Origin of the sequence: Streptomyces polyasparticus (assembly GCF_014493765.1) — a bacterium.
Lineage (GTDB): Bacteria > Actinomycetota > Actinomycetes > Streptomycetales > Streptomycetaceae > Streptomyces > Streptomyces polyasparticus.
The window spans coordinates 77,862-95,669 of the sequence record NZ_JACTVJ010000020.1 but is presented as its reverse complement, the minus strand read 5'-3'; the positions used below and the strand labels follow the sequence as shown (position 1 = coordinate 95,669).

Genomic DNA, 17,808 nt, shown 5'->3' with positions numbered 1-17,808 from the left:
TCGCAGTCGACAGGAAGTCGACGGAAATGGGAATCGCCGCCCCCTGCGGCCCAAGTCCCGTATCGAAGCGGTGAGTTCCTGGAACGTCCAATTCCGAAAACGGTCAGAACTGGGGTAACCCGCGAGTCGGGAATGTGATGTGCGCCATATCGGGAAAAGGTTGTACGGAGTCGTATCAAGAATCCGCAACCGATGTGTCAGCGATTGATGAACACCAACTGCGCGGTAGCCAAACGGAATTCAGGCGTCTAAGGTCACGTCGCGCCCTTCCCCTGCGGGTCCGCCGACCTTCCCCTTCCCCTTCCCGAAGGACTGTTGTGGACACCATCTTCTGGAGCAGACGGCGCGTACTCGCCACGCTCGCCGCCGGCACGGCCGTCGCCGCGACGTCGAGCCTCGTGCTCGGCCCGGGCATCGCCCACGCCGTCGAGGAGCCCGTCGACACCGGCCTGCCCGACACGGACCGCGGCAAGGCGGTCTGGGCGTTCAAGACCGGCGGCAAGGCGGTACGCGATGCCGCGGCGCGTGCGCTGACCGGTGGACCCGCCGCCCTGAGCGCCTTCCTCACCGAGGAGCTGCCCGTCCTGAAGGCGGAGGACAACCGTTTCGGCGTCCTGTCGGCGCTGCCCCTCGCGGGCCGGGCCGTCCGCGCCTCCGCCAACACGGCGCTCTCCGCCGGCGACCAGGCCGTCGCCGCCTACCTCGCCGGCGGATACAGGACGGATCTGCACGAGGACCTGCGCCAGGCGACCTTCACCGTCCTCAACAACAGCGGCCCGGCCGTGAAGCGTGAGGCGAACAAGGCCCTCACCGCGGACACGGACACCGCGCTCAAGACCTTCCTCACCAAGACGGTGGTGACAGCGCAGCAGGAGGACGACCGCGTGGCGGTCTTCACCCTCCTCAACACCGCGACCCCCGAGGTGAAGAAGTACGCCGAGCGCGCCCTGAACGACGGTTCGCCCGACGCCATCCGTACGTTCCTGACCTCGGGCCAGTACATCGCCCGCGCCAGGGACGAAGAGGCCGCCACCATCGACCAGTTGGTCGCGATCGTGCAACGCGAGGGCAAGATCGCCGGCCTGCAGACCGAGCAGGCCGTGGCCGCGTCCGAGAAGGCCAAGGACGCCGCGGAGAAGGCCAAGGCGGCCGCGCTCAGGGCGGCCGAGGAGGCCCGCGCCGCCCAGAACGACGTGGCCAGGTCGGCCAAGGCCGCCAACGCCGCCGCCTCCGCCGCACAGGGTGCCGCCTCCGCCGCCAACCGTGCGATCGCCGCATCGCGCACGGCCCAGAACGCCTCGCACCGCGCGGCCCTCGCCGCCCAGGCCGCCGCGGCCGCCGCCGCGACGGCGGGCAACGCCGCGGCCCGTGCGTACAGCGCCGCGATCGCCGCGTCCAAGGACGCGGGCAAGGCCGAGGCCGCGAACCAGGCCGCACAGGGCGCCAAGGCCGCGGCCGCCAAGGCCCGTACCGCCGCAGCCGCCGCGGACAAGGCCTCGATCGCCTCCCGCAGCGCCGCGTCCGCGGGCAGCGCCGCCGCCTCCGCCGCCCAGAACGCGGCGGCCGCCGCCGGTGCCTCCGCCGAAGCCGCCGCCGCCTCGGGCGCCGCCCAGTCCCAGGCCGCCGCGGCCCGGGCCGCCGCCGCCGAGGCCGATGCCGCGGCCGCCCGCGCCACCAAGGCCGCCGGCACCGCCCAGACGCTGGCGGGCCGCGCCGCCGACGCCGCGGCCGTGGCCCGCGACGCGGCCAACAGCGCCGCCGACCACGCCTACGCCGCCGCGGCCGCCGCCGAGGAGGCCTACGCGCACGCGGGCGAGGCGGTCGAGTACGCCAAGCGCTCCACCACGTACGCGAACGCCGCCACCGACGCCGCCACCAAGGCGCACAACGCGGTCCTCAAGGCCGCGGAGGTGGAGCAGGACGCCCGCACCGCCGAGACCGCCCACCTCGCCGAGGAGGTCGAACTCTGCGTGGCCGAGGCCCGGTTGAAGGCGAAGGCCGAGACCGCCGCCGCCCTCGCCGCCGACCGCGAGCGCACCGAGGTGGACCGCACCTCCTCGGAGATCAAGGACCTGATCGCGGCCGCCGAGTCGGCCATGTCCTCGGGCGACACCGCGAAGGCGGTCGCGGACGGACGCTTCGCCGCCACCAAGCTCCTTGCCGTGACGGGGAGCTGGACCCGTGAGGCGGCCGAGTTCGCCCTCGCGGGCAACGACGAGGACGTCCTCAACTGGCTGGACGCCGACCGGGTCCTGGCGCAGCGGCTCGACGACCGCGAGACCGTCCTCGGCGTGGCCCGGATGTCCACGGCGGACATCGCCGAGGCGGCGCACACCGCGCTCGCGAGCACGGACGACGATGCGCCCACCCGCTTCCTGTCGAGCGGTTTCGTCACCTCGGGTGCCGAGACGTACCGCGTGCGGATCTTCCGGGTCCTGAACGAGAACCCGGGTCCTGCCGTCCGGGCCAAGGCCCAGGCCGCGCTCGACGCGGGCACCGCGGCCGCCATGCACCGCTTCCTCTCCCTGGAACTCGCGGAGGCGGTCAAGGAGGACGACAACGTCGAGATTCTGCGGCTGCTCGACACCGGCGGCATCTACATGAAGGCGGCGGCCCAGATCGCCCTCGAAGGCTCGGCGAAGATGCGCCGCAGCTTCGTCGCCGCGGGGCAGTTCGACGCCGCCCGCCTCGACCACGACCACGCCACGCATGTGGCGGCGGTCCGCGCCTCCCTCGCCCATGCGACGAAGATCGCGCTCAAGGCCCTCGAGGACGCCTCGTACGCGCAGAAGGCCGCGGCGGAAGCGCGTGACGCGGCGCAGGAGGCGACCGACTGGGCGGCCAAGGCCGGCGATTACGCCAAGGACGCCGAGGCCGCGCGGGACGAGGCCCGCAGGAACGCGGACGCCGCCGACGCCTCCGCCACCAAGGCCGCCGAGTCCGCCGCGACCGCCAAGAACGCCGCGAGGACGGCCAAGGCCGCGGCGGCCACCGCCAACTACGCGATGAGCCGCGCCCTCGTCTCCGCCAGGGAGGCGGTGTCGTACGCGAACCAGGCCCAGGCCTCCGCCTCGCAGGCGCAGGCGTCGGCCCTGGCCGCCGGCAAGAGCAAGGCGGAGGCCGCGGCCGCCGCCAGCGCGGCCAAGAAGATCGTGGCCGACAAGCGCAGGGCCGAGGCCGAGGCGAAGGCGCAGACGATCGCCATGGAGGCCGTGGCCCACGAGACCAACGGCACCAGCCCGGTCAGCGAGGGCAACACCGAGTACTGGGGCCTGTGGCCCGAGGACATCGGCAGGGAGAAGGACTGGCACGAGGCCGTCGGCCACTGGTCGACGGTGACCGGGGTCATCTCGGTGGGCATCGCCGCCTCCGCCTTCTTCTTCCCGCCGGCCGCTCCGGTGATCCTCGGCGTCGCCGGCACGGTGGGCCTGGTGTCCTGGGGGCTGAGCGGCGTCGCCGCGATCCTCGCCGGCACGTCCTACGGCTTCGACTCGGAGCAGTGGAGCGAGGACATGGGGATGTTCGTGGTCGGCGGAATCTTCGCCGGGATGGGCACGGTCATCTCGAAGGCCGGTCTGGCGAACGAGGTCGGCAGCAAGATCTTCGGCGTCGCGAGCGGTGTCGCGGGCGGCGTGGCGGACCTTTTCGACTGGTAGGGAGAGGAATTGGCAGGGAGATCGACCGGTAGGGAGAGCGATGCTCACCGAGCACTTCACCTCCACTCACTGGTGGCTCGCCGCCGCCGTCGCGGGCCTCGCGCTCGCGACGGCGATGGCGACCATGGTGGAGGGCCGCAGGACCAAGCTGACCGCGGCAGCCACCGTCGTCGCCGTGACCGCCCTGTTCACGTGGGTGGGGGGCGCGGACGACGGCGAGCGACAGGCGCTGCAGCTCTACATCCTGGCCGCCCTGGCCCTGGCGCTCCTGCGGCTCCTGCACGCGCCCTGGATCCGCCGCCAGAAGGAGCTGAAGCGGGCGGGCGAGCCGATGGAGGAGCTGACGCGCAAGCAGACCTGGCTCTTCGTGGCCTCGCTGATCGGTGTGATCGCGGCCCTCGCCTTCGTCCTCGGGCGGTGACGCGCTGCTTCGTCCTCGGGCGGTGACCTGCTGCTTCGTCCTGCGACGGCGAACAGCCCGGAGCCCTGTCCCACCGGGGGAGCGGTGGGACAGGGCTCCAGGAGTTCTCCAGGGGTACGGGGATCAGGCCCTCGCCCCGCTACGGCAGCCCGTGCACGTGCGGCCCCACCGCGTTCGACCACGCATTGCCCGCCGTGGCATCCCAGTTGGTGGACCACGTCATCGCGCCGCGCAGCGACGGATACGTACGCGAGGGCTTGAAGGACCCGCAGGACGTGCCCTTCGTCAGGCAGTCGAGCGCCGCGTTCACCACGGAAGGCGCCACGTATCCGGACCCCGCTCCCCGCGTGGAAGCCGGCAGCCCCAGCCCCACCTGCGACGGCGCGAGCCCGCCCTCCAGCTGGATGCACGCGAGCGCCGTCAGGAAGTCCACCGAACCCTGCGAGTACACCTTGCCGTCGCAGCCCAGCATCGAACCGCTGTTGTAGTACTGCATGTTGACGACGGTCAGGATGTCCTTGATGTTCAGCGCCGTCTTGAAGTACTCGTTCGATGTCGACTGCATGTCGATCGTCTGCGGCGCCATCGTGATGACGAGACCGGAGCCCGCCTTCGCGGACAGCGCGCGCAGCGCCTGGGTCATGTACGTGGAGTTGAGCCCGTTCTCCAGGTCGATGTCGACCCCGTCGAACCCGTACTCCTGCATCAGCGCGTACACGGAGTTGGCGAAGTTCGTCGCCGAGGCCGCGTCGTTGACCCTGACCGCACCGAGCTCGCCGCCCACCGAGATGATCACCGACTTGCCGGCCGCCTGCTTGGCCGCGACATCCGCCTTGAACTGCGCCTCGGTGTACCCGCCGAGCCCGGCCGAGTCGAGCGTGAAGTCCACCGCGCCGGGCGTGGCCGTGGCGTCCGCGAAGGCCACCGCGATGATGTCGTACTGCGCCTGGACGTCCGAGATCCGCTGGATCGCGGCCCCGTTGTTGAAGTTCTGCCAGTACCCGGTGACGGCGTGCGCGGGCACATCGCCGCCGCCCCCGCCGCCGGTGGTCGCGGTACGACCGTTGACCGAGGTGGTCCGCGGGGACTCGCCCGCCGCGTTCGTCGCGGTGACCTGGAAGCTGTACGAGGTGTCGGCGGCCAGACCGGTCACCGTGGCCGAACTCCCGCTCACCGATTGCACCTTGGTGCCGTCGCGGTAGACGTTGTAGCCGGTCGCGTTCGCCACCGGGCTCCACGCCAGGGACACCGACGAGGAGGTCGTACCGGAGACCGCGAGCCCCGAAGGCGCCACAGGGATCACCGGGTCGGGATCGCCGCCCCCGCCGCCGTCGGGTCCGACGACCGAGACATCGTCCACGAAGTAGGGCTGCTGCCCGTACCAGCCGTGCGTGTACACGGTCACGGAGGTCGTCGACGCACCCGTCGTGAAGGAGGTCTTCAGCTGCTTCCAGGAGGCGGAGTCGGGCGTCCAGGTGGACACGTCCGTCGTCCCGGTGCCGCTGGCTCCGAGATACGCGTAGCCGCCCTGCACCCAAGCGCTCAGCTGGTAAGTGGAGTTGGGCTGCACGGCCACCGTCTGGCTGCACCGTGCGTGGTCCTGCCCGGCCGGCGTGGCCTTCAGGGCGGACGCGCCGCCGTGCACGGGGGAGGAGACGGTGGACCCCGCCGTACAGGTCCAGTTGGCGAGGCCGCTCTCGAAGCCGGCGTTCTTCGCCACGTTCACATCGGCGGCCTGGGCGCTGCCGGTCAGTCCGCCGACTGCCAGCGCACCTCCGGCCAGAGCGACCAGGAACATGCGTCTTACGGAGCCCACAACTTGCCTCCCGGGGGTGAGGGGGGTGAAGGAAAGAGGGTGCGGCGCAATCTGGTCCAGACCATTCGGGTTGTCAAGACCTCTGGAAGATCTTCGACGGACGGCTGGAAGCTTCAACTCCCCTTCCGATACGGCCATTTGGGAGCAAATCGCGAATCGGTTGGTTGAAGACTCTCCGATCTTCACTGTGAGTCGATCAAGATCTCACCAGGAGTTACGCCGATCCTGTGTTGAGCTGCGCATGACGTGGATATGGTGCTGATGCGGGAAGGCCAGAAGCGGTCGGAAGTGATCGGGGGGATTGCGCGTGCCAACAGCCATAGCCGTCACCGCTCCCGACCTGCTCCTTCCGCCCCCTGACCAGCACACTCCGCCGGCCGCGGTGCTCCAGACCCCGCAGGGGCGCACCACCCGCCCGCTCGAGGCCTCGCTCTCCGACATGCACGCGCTGCTCGAACGGCACGGCTATGTGATCGTGCTCTGCCCGTCCTCGCTGCCGTCCCAGGCGCTGCACCGGCTCCACACGGTCCGCGGCGTGCTCGAATCCGACCGCATCGCCCTCCTGGACCTGGATCTGCCGCCGCTCGGCATCGCCGTCCTGGCCCTCCAGTTGCGCCAGCTCTCGCTCTGCGACTTCAGCCCGGGCGTCCTCGCCTCCGCGGCCCGGCTGCTCTCCCACTACATCTACGCGGGCGCGGTCCTGAACTCGGTCACCAAGCTCGACCGCGTCCCCGTCAGCCTCAAGCAGCACGCCAAGTCCTGGGTCCCCGGCTCCCAGTTCGCCGTGCTCGCCAGCCCCAAGGCCCAGCTGATCCGCCTCGGCGGCGCGGGCCAGGGCGCGAGCCTCGAAGGCCCCGGCTTCGCCACCCGGCTCGTCCTCGCGAAGGGCCAGCTGCAGTCGGACTGGATCGCGAACTCGCTCGCCCGCTCCTGGCAGGTCCAGGGCATCGCCGAGGCCCCGCTGCCCGCCGAATCCGCCCGCTGGTGGGCCACGGGCAAATTGCTCGAATTCGCCGCGGCCATTCCCGATATCTCCGTGCTCTACCAGCTGGTCTCCTCCGTGAAGCGCGAGGAATGCCACTGGTGCGGTCTCGAACTCATCGGTGACCGCTGCGGTTTCTGCTCCGCGCCGCTCAAGCAACACGAGAACCATTCGCGGCCCAATGGTGTCCTGACCCCAGGAGACCAACGCAAGGCCATCACCTCCTAGAGACTCCCAGCGACCCGACCGAACCGACCTGACCTGATCGAGGTAGTCCGGCTCATGAATTCTCGCCAGCGCCGCGGTGTGATCCTGCTGCTCCTGTCGGTCCTGTGTGCCTTCGGCGCGTTCGCCGGAGTGCTCTCGGTGATCCGCGACGTGAACTCGAAGGTGGGGCCCGAGGTCTCCGCGTATCGCCTGAAGAGCGATGTCGCGCCGTACAAGACCTTGGACGCGGGGCAGTTCGAGAAGATCAAGATGCCCGAGCGCTGGCTTTCGCAGAATGCGGTCACCGACCTCAGGGAGATCGACGGGAAAATAGCCGTCACACAACTCCGCAAAGGCTCCCTGCTGCAGTCGGACATGATCGTCAAGCGCCCCGAACTCGCCGACGGGGAACAGGAAATCGCCATCATGATCGACGCGGCCACCGGAGTCGCCGGAAAGATCACCCCGGGTGCCACGGTCAATATCTTCGCGACCTTCAAGGCCGAGAACGAAACCCAGAAGGACCAGTCCAAGGTCATCGTCCAGAACGCCCGCGTACTCGACGTCGGACAGCTGACCCCGCTCGAACCCCGTGAGGACGACCGCAGCGGCCGCCAGATCGAGGCGGTCCCGATCACGTTCGCCCTCAACACCCTGGATGCTCAGCGCGTCGCCTACGCCGAATCCTTCGCCACCCACGTCCGGCTCGCCCTGATCTCGCAGGGCGGCGACACCCCCGTCTCGCCGGACGACCGCAGCTACACCCTCGACGAAGACAAGTAGTGAGGGGCCCTTGTGACGATTCGCATCCTGCCCGCGGTGGGCGACGCGGACTCCGCCCGCTCGCTCTCCACCCTGCTCAGCCAACTCCCGGACACGGAACCGGCGTTGCCGGTCACCGACTCCACCGCCCTGCTGGACACCCTCGCCCGCCTCGCCGGCGAATCCCTGGAGGAGCTCCCGGAAGTCGTCCTGGTCCACGAGCGCATAGGCCCCGTACCGGCCCTTGAGGTGATACGGGAAGTGGCGATGCGCTTCCCGGTCGTCGGCGTCATCCTGATCACCCAGGACCCGAGCCCCAGCCTCTTCTCGGCGTCCATGGACGCGGGCGCGCGCGGACTCATCGGACTGCCTCTCGGATACGAGGAGCTGGCGGCGCGCGTGCAGACCGCGGCCTCGTGGTCGATGGGCGTCCGCCCGCACCTCACGCAGGGCCCGGAGGCTTACACGGGCCCCGGCGGCACCGTGGTCACCGTGACCGGGGCGAAGGGGGGAGTGGGCACCACCCTCACCGCTGTCCAACTCGCCCTCGCCGCACGCGCGTCGGGCCGCTCCGTGGCTCTCCTGGACCTGGACCTCCAGTCCGGCGACGTGGCCTCGTACCTGGACGTCCAGTTCCGCCGCTCCATCGTCGACCTGGCCGGCATCCCGGACATCAACCCGCGCGTCCTCCAGGACGCGGTCTTCACCCACCCCACGGGCCTCGGCCTGCTCCTCGCCCCCGGCGAGGGCGAACGCGGCGAGGACGTCACCGACCGCGTGGCCCGCCAGGCGGTCAGCGCCCTGCGCAACCGCTACGAGGTCGTCGTGGTCGACTGCGGTACGCAGATGAGCAGCGCGAACGCCGCGGCGATCGAAATGGCCGACCAGGCCGTCCTGTTGGTCACCCCGGACGTGGTGGCGGTGCGCGCCGCCAAGCGCATGGTCCGCATGTGGGACCGCCTGCAGATCCGCAAGGCGGAGGAGACGCTGGTCGTGGTCAACCGCCACACCCGCAACACAGAGATCCAGCCGCCCCTGATCGAACGCATCACGGGCACGCGGGTGGCCCGCACCGCGATCCCCTCCCACTTCAAGGAACTCCAGTCGGCGGTGGACGCGGGCCGCATGCAGGACCTGGACAGCCGCAGCACGGTGAAGCAGGCCCTCTGGGGCCTGGCGGGCGAGCTCGGCCTCGTCCGGGCCCAGCCGCCCGCCAAGGCCTCCCGCCTCACGGGAGACCGAGGCTCCCTGGGCCTTGGCCGCCGACGCGGCCGGGGCGGCGACGAGGGCTCGGTGACCCTCGAGTTCGCGGGCATGGCCCCGGTCATCTTCGCGGTGATCGCGATCCTCTGGCAGTGCGTCCTGTACGGCTACACGTACTCGCTGGCCGGCAACGCCGCGGACGAGGGCGCCCGCGCGGGCGCGGTTGCCGCGGTCCGCGGAGACGACCCGGCCGCCGCCTGCGACGCGGCGGCCCGCGAGAACCTCCCGGGCGCCTGGCAGGACAGCTTCACCTCGGGCTGCACCCGCGAGGGCGACCTGTACAAGGCCAACGTCTCGGTCGACGTACCGCTCTTCTTCCCGGGCTTCGATGCGGGATGGAGCGTGGACGGCGAAGGGGGTGCGGTATGGGAGGGCTGACGTCTCAGCCCCTGCGGCGATTGAGCAGATCCGCACGAAGTTCGGATGGCGGGGGTCTGGGGGACGCGGTCCCCCAGCGGGGGCAAGGGGCGAAGCCCCAAGGGGTCCGGGGCGAAGCCCCGCTTTCGGGAAGGGGCGGGGTGGGGGAGAGAGCCCGCCGCAGGCGCCTCGCACCCGCACTCAAGGACGACCGGGGCGCGGCCATCCTGGAGTTCACCGGCTTCCTGCCCACACTGATCCTCGTCGGCCTGGCCTGCATCCAACTGGGCCTCGTCGGCTACAGCTTCAGCCAAGCCGGCTCCGGCGCCAGAGCCGCCGCCAGAGCCGCCTCCTTGGAGGAGAACGCAGGCGCGGCGGGCCGCGCGGCCATGAGCACCTGGCTCGCGGACACCGCAGCCATCACCGCCCCCGCCGGCGCCGACACCGTCACAGCGACCGTCACCGTCGACATCCCCGAACTGATCCCGTTCGTGGACATGGGCTGGACAGCCACCCGAGAAGTCACCATGCCCATGGACGACTGAGGAGCAGAACCCATGAGCCTCAGAGCCCGCATAGCCACTCCGGAGGAGCACGGCGCCGGCCGCGAAGACGACCACACCGTGGCCGTCTACCGCGGCAAACTCCTTGAGGAGATCGACCTCGCCGAGATGTCCAGCCTCGCCGCGGGCGAACGCAGGGCCAGACTCGAACGCGTCCTGGGCCACATCATCAGCCGCGAGGGCCCCGTCCTCTCCACGACCCAACGAGCGCAGCTCATACGCCGGGTCGTCGACGAGGCCCTCGGCCTGGGCGTACTCGAGCCGCTCCTCGAAGACGCCAGCATCACCGAGATCATGGTCAACGGCCCCGACGCCATCTTCGTCGAGCGGGCCGGCCGCGTGGAGCAGCTCCCCATCCGCTTCGCGTCCAACGAGCAGCTCATGCAGACCATCGAGCGCATCGTCTCGACCGTGAACAGAAGGGTCGACGAGTCGACCCCGATGGTCGACGCCCGCCTCCCGAGCGGCGAGCGCGTCAACGTGATCATCCCGCCCCTCAGCCTCACCGGCGCCACCCTCACGATCCGCCGCTTCCCCCGCGCCTACAAGCTCAACGAGCTGATCCGCATGGGCTCACTCGACGAACACATGCTCATGCTGCTCAGCAGCTTCGTCCGGGCCCGCTTCAACGTGATCGTCTCCGGCGGTACGGGCACCGGAAAGACCACGCTCCTCAACGCGCTCTCCGCCCTGATCCCCGACCACGAACGCATCATCACCATCGAGGACTCCGCGGAGCTGAGACTCCAGCAGGCCCACGTGATCTCCCTCGAATCGAGACCTCCCAACGTCGAGGGCAAGGGCCAGATCACCATCCGAGACCTGGTCCGCAACAGCCTCCGTATGCGCCCCGACCGCATCATCGTCGGTGAGGTCCGCGGCGGCGAGACGCTCGACATGCTCCAGGCGATGTCCACCGGACACGACGGCTCCCTCGCCACGGTGCACGCCAACAGCGCCGAGGACGCCCTGATGCGTCTGCAGACCCTGGGCTCCATGTCCTCCGTGGACATCCCCTTCGAGGCGCTCAAGGACCAGATCAACTCGGCCGTGGACGTGGTCGTCCAGCTCACCCGCTTCGCCGACGGCTCCCGCAAGATCACCGAGATCTCGCTGCTCGTCTCGCACGGCCGCGAACAGTTCAAGATCACCACGGTGAGCCGGTTCGCCGCCCGCCCCATGGGCGCCGACCGCGTGGTCCACGGCCTGTACGAGCACCTCCCGCTGCCCCGCCGTATCGCCGAACGCCTCTACCTCGCCAGCGAGCCGATCCCCGCGGCCTTCGGCGTCTCGGACGGCCAAAGCGAGCTGATGACGAGAGAGGCGACCGGCTGATGGACCACACAGAGCACACAGACCACACAGGCAGCCGACGGCCGTTGAGACCCCGGACCGGAGCGGAGGCCCCCCGCCGATGAACAGCCCTGTCCTCCTGGCCCTGGGCTCCACCCTCCTCTGCGGCACCCTCGCCACCGCGGGCCTGCACACGTACGCCTCCGGCAAGGCCCAGCGCCAGGCCCTGGTCGAGCGCCTCGCCCAGACCGGCCACCACACCGTCGGCCGCCGGCGCCGTTTCACCGGTGTGGACCAGCGCCTGCGCCGCACGCAGCTGGGCCGCCGTATCCAGCTGAAGCTCTCCGCGACCGGCCTCGACGTGACCCCCGGCGAGTTCTTCGTCTACATCCTCATCACCGTCGCCGCGCTCTGGCTGATCGCGACCTCGCTCCTCGCCCCGTTCTTCGGCCCGATCGCCGGCCTCGTCGGCGTCTGGTCCGCGAACACCTTTCTCAACTGGCAGCGCCAGAAGCGCATCGAGGCCTTCATCAACCAACTCCCGGACCTGGCTCGCCTGTTGGCCAACGGCACGAGCGCGGGCCTCGCCCTCCGTACGAGCCTCGCGATGGCAGCCGACGAACTCGAAGCCCCCGCAGGCGAGGAACTGACCGTCGTCTCCAATCAACTGGCCGTCGGCCGCAGCATCGACGACGCCCTCGGCGAGCTCGCCGAACGTCTGCCGTCCCGCGAGCTGATCGTCCTCGTCACCACGCTGATCCTGTCGAACCGGGCGGGCGGCACCATCGTCGGTTCGCTGCGCAACCTCACCGAGACCCTGGAGGAGCGCAAGGAGACCCGCCGCGAGGTGCGGACCATGCTCTCCGAGGTCAACGCCACCGCCTTCACCATCCCCTGCCTCGGCGTCGGCGCGATGCTGATGCTGAACGCCATGAACGACGGCGCACTCGCCAAAGTCACCGGCTCGCCCCTCGGCCAGGTCCTGATCCTCATCTCGCTCGGCCTGTACGCCGTCGGCTTCGTCGTCATCCGCCGCCTGGGCAAGATCGACGTCTGATGCCGGCCACGCTTTCGAGGAGGACCTGAACTGCCATGCTGGGACTCGGACTTGCCGCCCTCCTCGCGCTCTCCGTAGCGGGGATCTTCACGGGCGTACGGATGTACCGCGCCGACGCGAAACTGCCGGGCGACCTCGCCGTGGCCCTGGAGTCCGGCGCCTCCCGCGTCTCGGCCACGGACTCCGCGATCGACCGCCTGGGCATACGGTTCGCGCCCACGGTGCTCCGCCTCATGGGCCCGAAAGCGGTGGACGCCAAGCGCCGGAAGATCGACATGGCGGGCAACCCCGGCGGTCTGACCATCGACCGCTATGCGGCCCGCCGCGCGGTCTACGGCCTCTTCGGCGCGGTCTGCGCCCTCTCCCTCTTCGCCAACGGCGTCCCCGTCTTCGGCCTCCTCGCCCTGGCCTTCGGTCTCTTCGCGGCAGACGCGCTGATCTGGCAGGCAATCCGCGAACGCAAGGAACAGATCGAGCGCACACTCCCCGACTTCCTCGACGTCCTCGCGGTCGTCGTCTCGGCGGGCCTGGGCTTCCGCCAGGCCCTGGACCGCGTAGCAGAACGCTACGAGGGCCCCTGGTCCGACGAACTCCGCATCACCCTGCGCCAGATGGACATGGGCGTAAGCCGCAGAGATGCCTTCGAACAACTCCGCCGCCGCAACGCCTCCGAACAGGTCTCCCAGTTCGTCACGGCCCTCCAACAGGGCGAGGAACTCGGCGCCCCCATCGCGGACACGCTCATCCAAATAGCCAACGACATGCGCCGCACAGACGCCCAGAACGCCCGCCGCCGAGCAGCCAAGACCATCCCGAAGACCACGATGGTCACCTTGGTCTTCATGGTCCCGGCCACCCTGATCCTGATCGTCTGCGGCATGTTCCTCGGCTCGGACACCGACTTCGGCTCCATCCTGGGGGGCTGATGAAGCCCGCGCGGCACATCCAGCCTCTGCGGCACATCCGGCCTCTGCAGCACATCCAGCCTTTGCGGCACATCCAGCCCCTGCGGCGTTTGAGCAGATCCGAACGAAGTTCGGATGCCGGGGTCCGGGGCGAAGCCCCGGGAAACGGTGAAAGGGCGGGGCGGGGAGAAGAAGAGGGAGGCGAGCCACAGTGGACCGCCAGACGATGAGCTTCCGCAACCAGGCACAGCAGGCACAACGGGCCGCAGCCGAAGCCCAGTCGACCGGAGCCGAAAAGCCGGGCGCAGCCCTGAGCGGCTTCCGTCCCGCAAGGACAAGAACCCCTGCGCCGGCCCTGCTGCAAAGCGGCCCACAGCAAGCCCCACCCCAAAGCGCCTTCGCCGAAGACGAACCCGCCCCCAGCCTCCCCATCCAGCTGAACGCCCTCCAGGCCCTCTGCCGCCAAGTCTTCGGCTTCCGCCTGGCCATGATCACCCTGGGCGCCCCCTTCGCCCTCGCCAGAGCAGAAGGCAACTTCGGCGAGATCCTCATCGGATCAGCAGTCGTCTTCAGCCTCATGGGCTCCTACGCCATGCTCCGCGACTGGGAGACCCTCGGCCCCCTCGTCCTCAAGCACAAGTGGCTCATGGCCATCGACATGATCTTCGGCGCGGTCCTCCTCCTCACCGCGTCCCCGGACTCCCCGCTCGGCTACGCCACCGTCTGCACCCCCCTCCTCGGCGGCCTCCTCTACGGCTGGCGCGGCGCCGGCATCTACACCGCAAGCCAGATCCTGCTCCTCGCCGCCGCCTACTCCGCCTGGGCCGACCGTATGGAGAACCCGGCGAGCACCACCCTGATCAGCGGCTTCTGCGTGGCCGCGGGCATCATCGGCGTCACCCTGCGCAATCTGATGTTCCGCTTCGGCGCCGCCACCCAGGCCCTGAGCGAGGCCACGTCCCGCCTCGCCGTCACCGAGGCCGTGGAACACGAACGCGCCCGCCTCGCCCGCGAGATGCACGACTCCGTGGCGAAGACCCTGCACGGCGTGGCGATGTCCGCCGACGCCCTCGCGGCCGGCGCCGACCGCATGGACCCCCTCACCGTCCGCCACCAGGCCGGCATCGTGGCGCGCAGCGCCCGCCGCGCCGCCGCCGAGTCCCGCGAGATCCTCTCCGACCTGCGCCGCAAGACGGATTACGGCACAGGACCCGCAGCCGCACCGGGAGCCGGACCGGAAGGCGGGCCCGGCGTGGACGCCGCCGACGAACTCCGCGCCCGCGCCGCCGACTTCACCACCCGCACCGGTGTCCACACCGACCTGACCACCAAGGACTCCCCGGCCCCGCGCCTGCCCCACGCGGTGGCCCGCCAGCTCCTCACCATCGCGAGCGAGGCCCTGGAGAACGCCCACCGCCACGCCGCGGCAAGCCACGTCACCGTCGAGTACGGCGTCATCGCCCACGAACTCCTGCGCCTGTCCGTCCAGGACAACGGCAAGGGCCTGCCCCCGGGCACCGATCTCGACGAGCTCCGCAAGGCCGGCCACTTCGGCCTCGTCGGCATGGTCGAACGCGCCGCCTCCATCGGCGCCCGCATCCGGATCGGCCGCGGCACCGCACGTACCGGTACGGAGGTCCGCCTGGACATCCCGCTCGGCGCCCTCACCCCGCACACCCCCACCCCGACCCCCACCACCCCTTGAGAGGAGGCCGCTCATGCCGGAAGCAGCGCCGTCCACCGGACACACACCCCCGGGCACGCCGATTCCCCCCGCCCCGGCCACGGGCGCCGGACCCACCGGCGCCCGCCCCTACAGCGGCTACGACCCCGCACCCGCCCCCGCCGCCCCCGCGACGGCCTCGCACCACGTCTCCACCCACACGTCCTCGCACACCTCGGCCCCCCGCTCCGAGCACACCCCGCCGCAGGTGCCGCTGCCGCCGGAGGACCCCTTCGGCCCGCCCTCGCGTCCCGTCGCGACCGCGCTGCGCGTCGTCGTCGCGGACGACAACCCCGTCGTACGGGCCGGACTCACGGCACTCCTCGGCGGCCGCGAGGACCTCCAGGTGGTCGCGGAGGCGGCCGACGGCCGCCAGGCACTCGCCGCCGCACAGCAGCACCGCCCCGACGTGGTCCTGCTCGACGTCCGTATGCCGGGAGTGGACGGCATCTCCGCCCTCCCCTTCCTGGTCAAGGTCGCCCCGGTCCTGATGCTGACGTACAGCCGCGAGTCCGCGATCGTCCAGGAGGCCCTGCGCCTGGGCGCGGGCGGCTATCTGGTGCACGGCGAGTTCACCGCCGACCAACTCGCCGAAGCCGTACGGGACATCAAGGCGGGCCGCGCCCACTTCACGGCCTCGGCGCAGGACGCCCTGCTCGCGCATGTCCGAGGACAGGGCGTCGGTCCCCGTACGGGAGGCGGCGCCCTGCCCGACGGCCTGGGCCGGGTCTACGAGACCGGAGTCCCCTTCACCGGAACGAGCAAAGTCCCCGGGATACCCGTCCAACCTTCGCCGCCCCCCGTGTCTGCACACGGCTCCCATCCGGCCGATCCGGGACCACCTGTCTCGGAACCGCCCTTCGCACAGCAAAGTCTTTCGCAAATGCAATCGTCCATGCCACAGTCGAACCCTGTCGCTCCGCAGGGCCCGCCCGGGCTCCACGGAGCACCTCAAGTCCGTCGCCAGCGCCCGGACTTCGGCCTGAGCGCGAGGGAGGTGGAGGTCATGGATCTCATCGCGTCCGGCATGAGCAACCAGCAGATAGCCGCCACCTGCTTCATCAGCGAGAAGACGGTCAAGAACCACATCAACCGCATCTTCGCAAAGCTGCACAGCGCGAGCAGGAGCGAAGCGATCGCGGTGTGGCTGGGCACGGCGCGCGGCAGGGGGGTGGGCGGCACATGACCGCACACCCGGCGAGGACGAAGACCCTGGGGACCCAACTCGGCCTTTGGGCCCGGAGTTGGGCCCACGGGCCCTGCGGCGGGACCCCTGTTCCCCCGTACGTTTCCCATGTCGCCGAGAACGGCACCGGCCAGGAGGAAGCCGGTTCCGCTCCCGACGCAGACGAGAAGTGTGAGTCGGCCGGCACGCGGTCGGCCGGAGCTGGAGGGGAACGTTATGTCGAAGCTCTACGTCAAGTGGCAGACCCGAGTCATCGAGCGCATCAAGGGCGAGCAGAGGGACGAGGGCGCGGGCTTCGTGGAGTACGCGGGCCTGCTCGTTCTGATCGCGGCGATCGTGGCTGCGGTGATGGGGCTGGGGCTCGACGACACGATCTCGAACGCCATCGACGAGGCGGTCAACGAGATCACCGGCGGCTAATGTCCACTCGCTTGCGTGACGACAAGGGGTCGACGATCCCCCTCTACGTATGGCTCGTAGGGATGCTGCTCTTTGTCGCGTTCGTATTCTTCGTCTTCGCCAAAGGGGCGGTCGCCCGCAGTGGAGCTCAGTCCGCTGCGGATGCGGCCGCCCTCGCTGCCGCGCAGCAAGCTCGCGATGAGTTAAGGCTGGAGTTCATCGCTGGTCTTCCAACAGGAACCTGGGTCTTGCCTCTTGAGGGCAAGATTCCGTCGCCGCCGAGCGGAATCCCGGCGGCCCAGCGACTCGCCATGGAGAACGATTCCACCCTGCAGTTCGTCAACCCGAAGTTCGTGGCCGGGAACCTGGCCTACGAAGCGCGAATCGAGACGAACTACACAGTGGGCGACTCCCTGGTGCCTGGGACAGAGGGGACCACGGCCACGGCGAATGCCACCGCGGTGATCGAGCCCCGGTGTCACATGGTCGCGAACGTTCCCGGACAGACCATCGAGTTCTTCTGCGACGGCAGTGGCCTGTGGGTTATAGATCCCAAGACGTTCAACGTCGGTGATCTCCCCACGGCCAAGGAACTTTACGAAGTCAACCTGGCGGAATGACGAGAGAAGGAAGCGCACATGAGGGTCCGCAGGGCACTGACCGCAGTGGCGATCACGAGTGGCTTGGTCCTCGGGGTAGCAGCCTGCGGTGGGGATGGCGGGGGTAACGAGGACAAGCCGTCTTCGGAATCCAGCCCGGCCAAGAGTAACGACAGTGACAAGGCGAAGGACAAGCCTCAAGCGCCAGCTGAGGAGAAGGTCCTTGCTGAGACCACTGCCGGCAAGGGCATGAAGATCACGATCACTTCTGCCGTCCGCGAGGAGGGTGGATTCCTCACCGTTAGCGGCAAGGTGACCAATGGAGGATCCGACCGTTACGTCCCCATCGCCTGGAATGGCGATGAGAAGGAGCTGCAAGGCAACGGCGCGTCCATGGCCGGTGCAACTCTCGTTGATGAGGGTGGCAAGAAGCGCTACTTCATCCTCCGGGACACTGAGGGGGGATGTCTGTGCACGCAGTTCAAGGGCGGATTTGACCCGGGTGAGGAGCGGCCCTTCTTTGCTCAGTTCCCGTCCCCGCCTGACAGTGCTACGTCCGTGGCCTTCCAGATCGCAGACGCCCCTCCGGCCACGATCGAGATCTCCGAGGGCGAGTGAC

The 17,808-nt window shown here is 69.9% G+C and carries 15 protein-coding genes; 14 read left to right on the top strand and 1 reads right to left on the bottom strand.

Annotation, left to right across the window (positions count from 1 at the left end):
* Positions 1-317 precede the first annotated feature (317 nt).
* Positions 318-3,656 (top strand): ALF repeat-containing protein, encoded by a 3,339-nt coding sequence (locus H9Y04_RS34465; RefSeq protein WP_308801484.1) that lies wholly within the window; start codon positions 318-320, stop codon positions 3,654-3,656.
* 40 nt (positions 3,657-3,696) lie between these two features.
* A complete protein-coding gene (locus tag H9Y04_RS34460) occupies positions 3,697-4,077 on the top strand; it encodes a hypothetical protein (RefSeq protein ID WP_187818088.1) in 381 nt (126 codons plus the stop codon).
* A 139-nt stretch (positions 4,078-4,216) separates the two neighbouring features.
* On the opposite strand, the gene H9Y04_RS34455 is transcribed toward H9Y04_RS34460, so the two are convergent.
* Positions 4,217-5,875: a chitinase gene (locus H9Y04_RS34455; protein WP_187818087.1), complete on the bottom strand. Its 1,659-nt coding sequence runs from the start codon at positions 5,873-5,875 to the stop codon at positions 4,217-4,219.
* Positions 5,876-6,200: 325 nt separating this feature from the next.
* Between H9Y04_RS34455 and H9Y04_RS34450 the strand changes: the two genes are divergently transcribed.
* The 12 genes from H9Y04_RS34450 to H9Y04_RS34395 all read left to right on the top strand — a co-directional run bounded on the left by H9Y04_RS34450 (position 6,201) and on the right by H9Y04_RS34395 (position 17,807).
* The gene (locus tag H9Y04_RS34450) at positions 6,201-7,103 is read left to right on the top strand and encodes a hypothetical protein (protein WP_187818086.1); all 903 of its coding nucleotides are present in this window, start codon (positions 6,201-6,203) and stop codon (positions 7,101-7,103) included.
* Positions 7,104-7,157: 54 nt separating this feature from the next.
* The gene (cpaB, locus tag H9Y04_RS34445; protein ID WP_187818085.1) at positions 7,158-7,865 is read left to right on the top strand and encodes a Flp pilus assembly protein CpaB; all 708 of its coding nucleotides are present in this window, start codon (positions 7,158-7,160) and stop codon (positions 7,863-7,865) included.
* Between the two features lie 12 nt (positions 7,866-7,877).
* Complete coding sequence (locus H9Y04_RS34440; protein WP_187818084.1) at positions 7,878-9,485, top strand: CpaE/TadZ family protein; 1,608 nt, start codon at positions 7,878-7,880, stop codon at positions 9,483-9,485.
* 140 nt (positions 9,486-9,625) lie between these two features.
* A complete protein-coding gene (locus H9Y04_RS47055) occupies positions 9,626-10,009 on the top strand; it encodes a TadE/TadG family type IV pilus assembly protein (RefSeq protein ID WP_308801481.1) in 384 nt (127 codons plus the stop codon).
* A gap of 12 nt (positions 10,010-10,021) precedes the next feature.
* The gene (locus tag H9Y04_RS34430; protein WP_187818082.1) at positions 10,022-11,362 is read left to right on the top strand and encodes a TadA family conjugal transfer-associated ATPase; all 1,341 of its coding nucleotides are present in this window, start codon (positions 10,022-10,024) and stop codon (positions 11,360-11,362) included.
* A 79-nt stretch (positions 11,363-11,441) separates the two neighbouring features.
* The gene (locus tag H9Y04_RS34425; protein ID WP_187818081.1) at positions 11,442-12,377 is read left to right on the top strand and encodes a type II secretion system F family protein; all 936 of its coding nucleotides are present in this window, start codon (positions 11,442-11,444) and stop codon (positions 12,375-12,377) included.
* Positions 12,378-12,412: 35 nt separating this feature from the next.
* On the top strand, positions 12,413-13,303 hold the full coding sequence (locus tag H9Y04_RS34420; RefSeq protein WP_187818080.1) for a DUF5936 domain-containing protein: 891 nt from the start codon (positions 12,413-12,415) through the stop codon (positions 13,301-13,303).
* A gap of 205 nt (positions 13,304-13,508) precedes the next feature.
* Positions 13,509-14,987 (top strand): sensor histidine kinase, encoded by a 1,479-nt coding sequence (locus H9Y04_RS34415; protein ID WP_187818200.1) that lies wholly within the window; start codon positions 13,509-13,511, stop codon positions 14,985-14,987.
* A 13-nt stretch (positions 14,988-15,000) separates the two neighbouring features.
* Positions 15,001-16,191, top strand: coding sequence for a response regulator transcription factor (locus tag H9Y04_RS34410; protein WP_187818079.1), 1,191 nt, complete (start codon positions 15,001-15,003; stop codon positions 16,189-16,191).
* Between the two features lie 216 nt (positions 16,192-16,407).
* Positions 16,408-16,611 (top strand): hypothetical protein, encoded by a 204-nt coding sequence (locus tag H9Y04_RS34405; RefSeq protein WP_187818078.1) that lies wholly within the window; start codon positions 16,408-16,410, stop codon positions 16,609-16,611.
* 11 nt (positions 16,612-16,622) lie between these two features.
* Positions 16,623-17,210, top strand: a complete 588-nt coding sequence (locus tag H9Y04_RS34400) for a pilus assembly protein TadG-related protein (protein ID WP_236071825.1) — start codon at positions 16,623-16,625, stop codon at positions 17,208-17,210.
* Positions 17,211-17,228: 18 nt separating this feature from the next.
* Positions 17,229-17,807: a hypothetical protein gene (locus H9Y04_RS34395; protein WP_187818076.1), complete on the top strand. Its 579-nt coding sequence runs from the start codon at positions 17,229-17,231 to the stop codon at positions 17,805-17,807.
* Position 17,808 lies beyond the last annotated feature (1 nt).

Coding starts and splice junctions, on each gene's coding strand:
- H9Y04_RS34460 (WP_187818088.1), top strand. CDS start 3,697: ATGCTCACCGAGCACTTCACCTCCACTCACTGGTGGCTCGCCGCCGCC.
- H9Y04_RS34455 (WP_187818087.1), bottom strand. CDS start 5,875: ATGTTCCTGGTCGCTCTGGCCGGAGGTGCGCTGGCAGTCGGCGGACTG.
- cpaB (WP_187818085.1), top strand. CDS start 7,158: ATGAATTCTCGCCAGCGCCGCGGTGTGATCCTGCTGCTCCTGTCGGTC.
- H9Y04_RS34430 (WP_187818082.1), top strand. CDS start 10,022: ATGAGCCTCAGAGCCCGCATAGCCACTCCGGAGGAGCACGGCGCCGGC.
- H9Y04_RS34425 (WP_187818081.1), top strand. CDS start 11,442: ATGAACAGCCCTGTCCTCCTGGCCCTGGGCTCCACCCTCCTCTGCGGC.
- H9Y04_RS34420 (WP_187818080.1), top strand. CDS start 12,413: ATGCTGGGACTCGGACTTGCCGCCCTCCTCGCGCTCTCCGTAGCGGGG.
- H9Y04_RS34415 (WP_187818200.1), top strand. CDS start 13,509: ATGAGCTTCCGCAACCAGGCACAGCAGGCACAACGGGCCGCAGCCGAA.
- H9Y04_RS34410 (WP_187818079.1), top strand. CDS start 15,001: ATGCCGGAAGCAGCGCCGTCCACCGGACACACACCCCCGGGCACGCCG.
- H9Y04_RS34405 (WP_187818078.1), top strand. CDS start 16,408: ATGTCGAAGCTCTACGTCAAGTGGCAGACCCGAGTCATCGAGCGCATC.
- H9Y04_RS34395 (WP_187818076.1), top strand. CDS start 17,229: ATGAGGGTCCGCAGGGCACTGACCGCAGTGGCGATCACGAGTGGCTTG.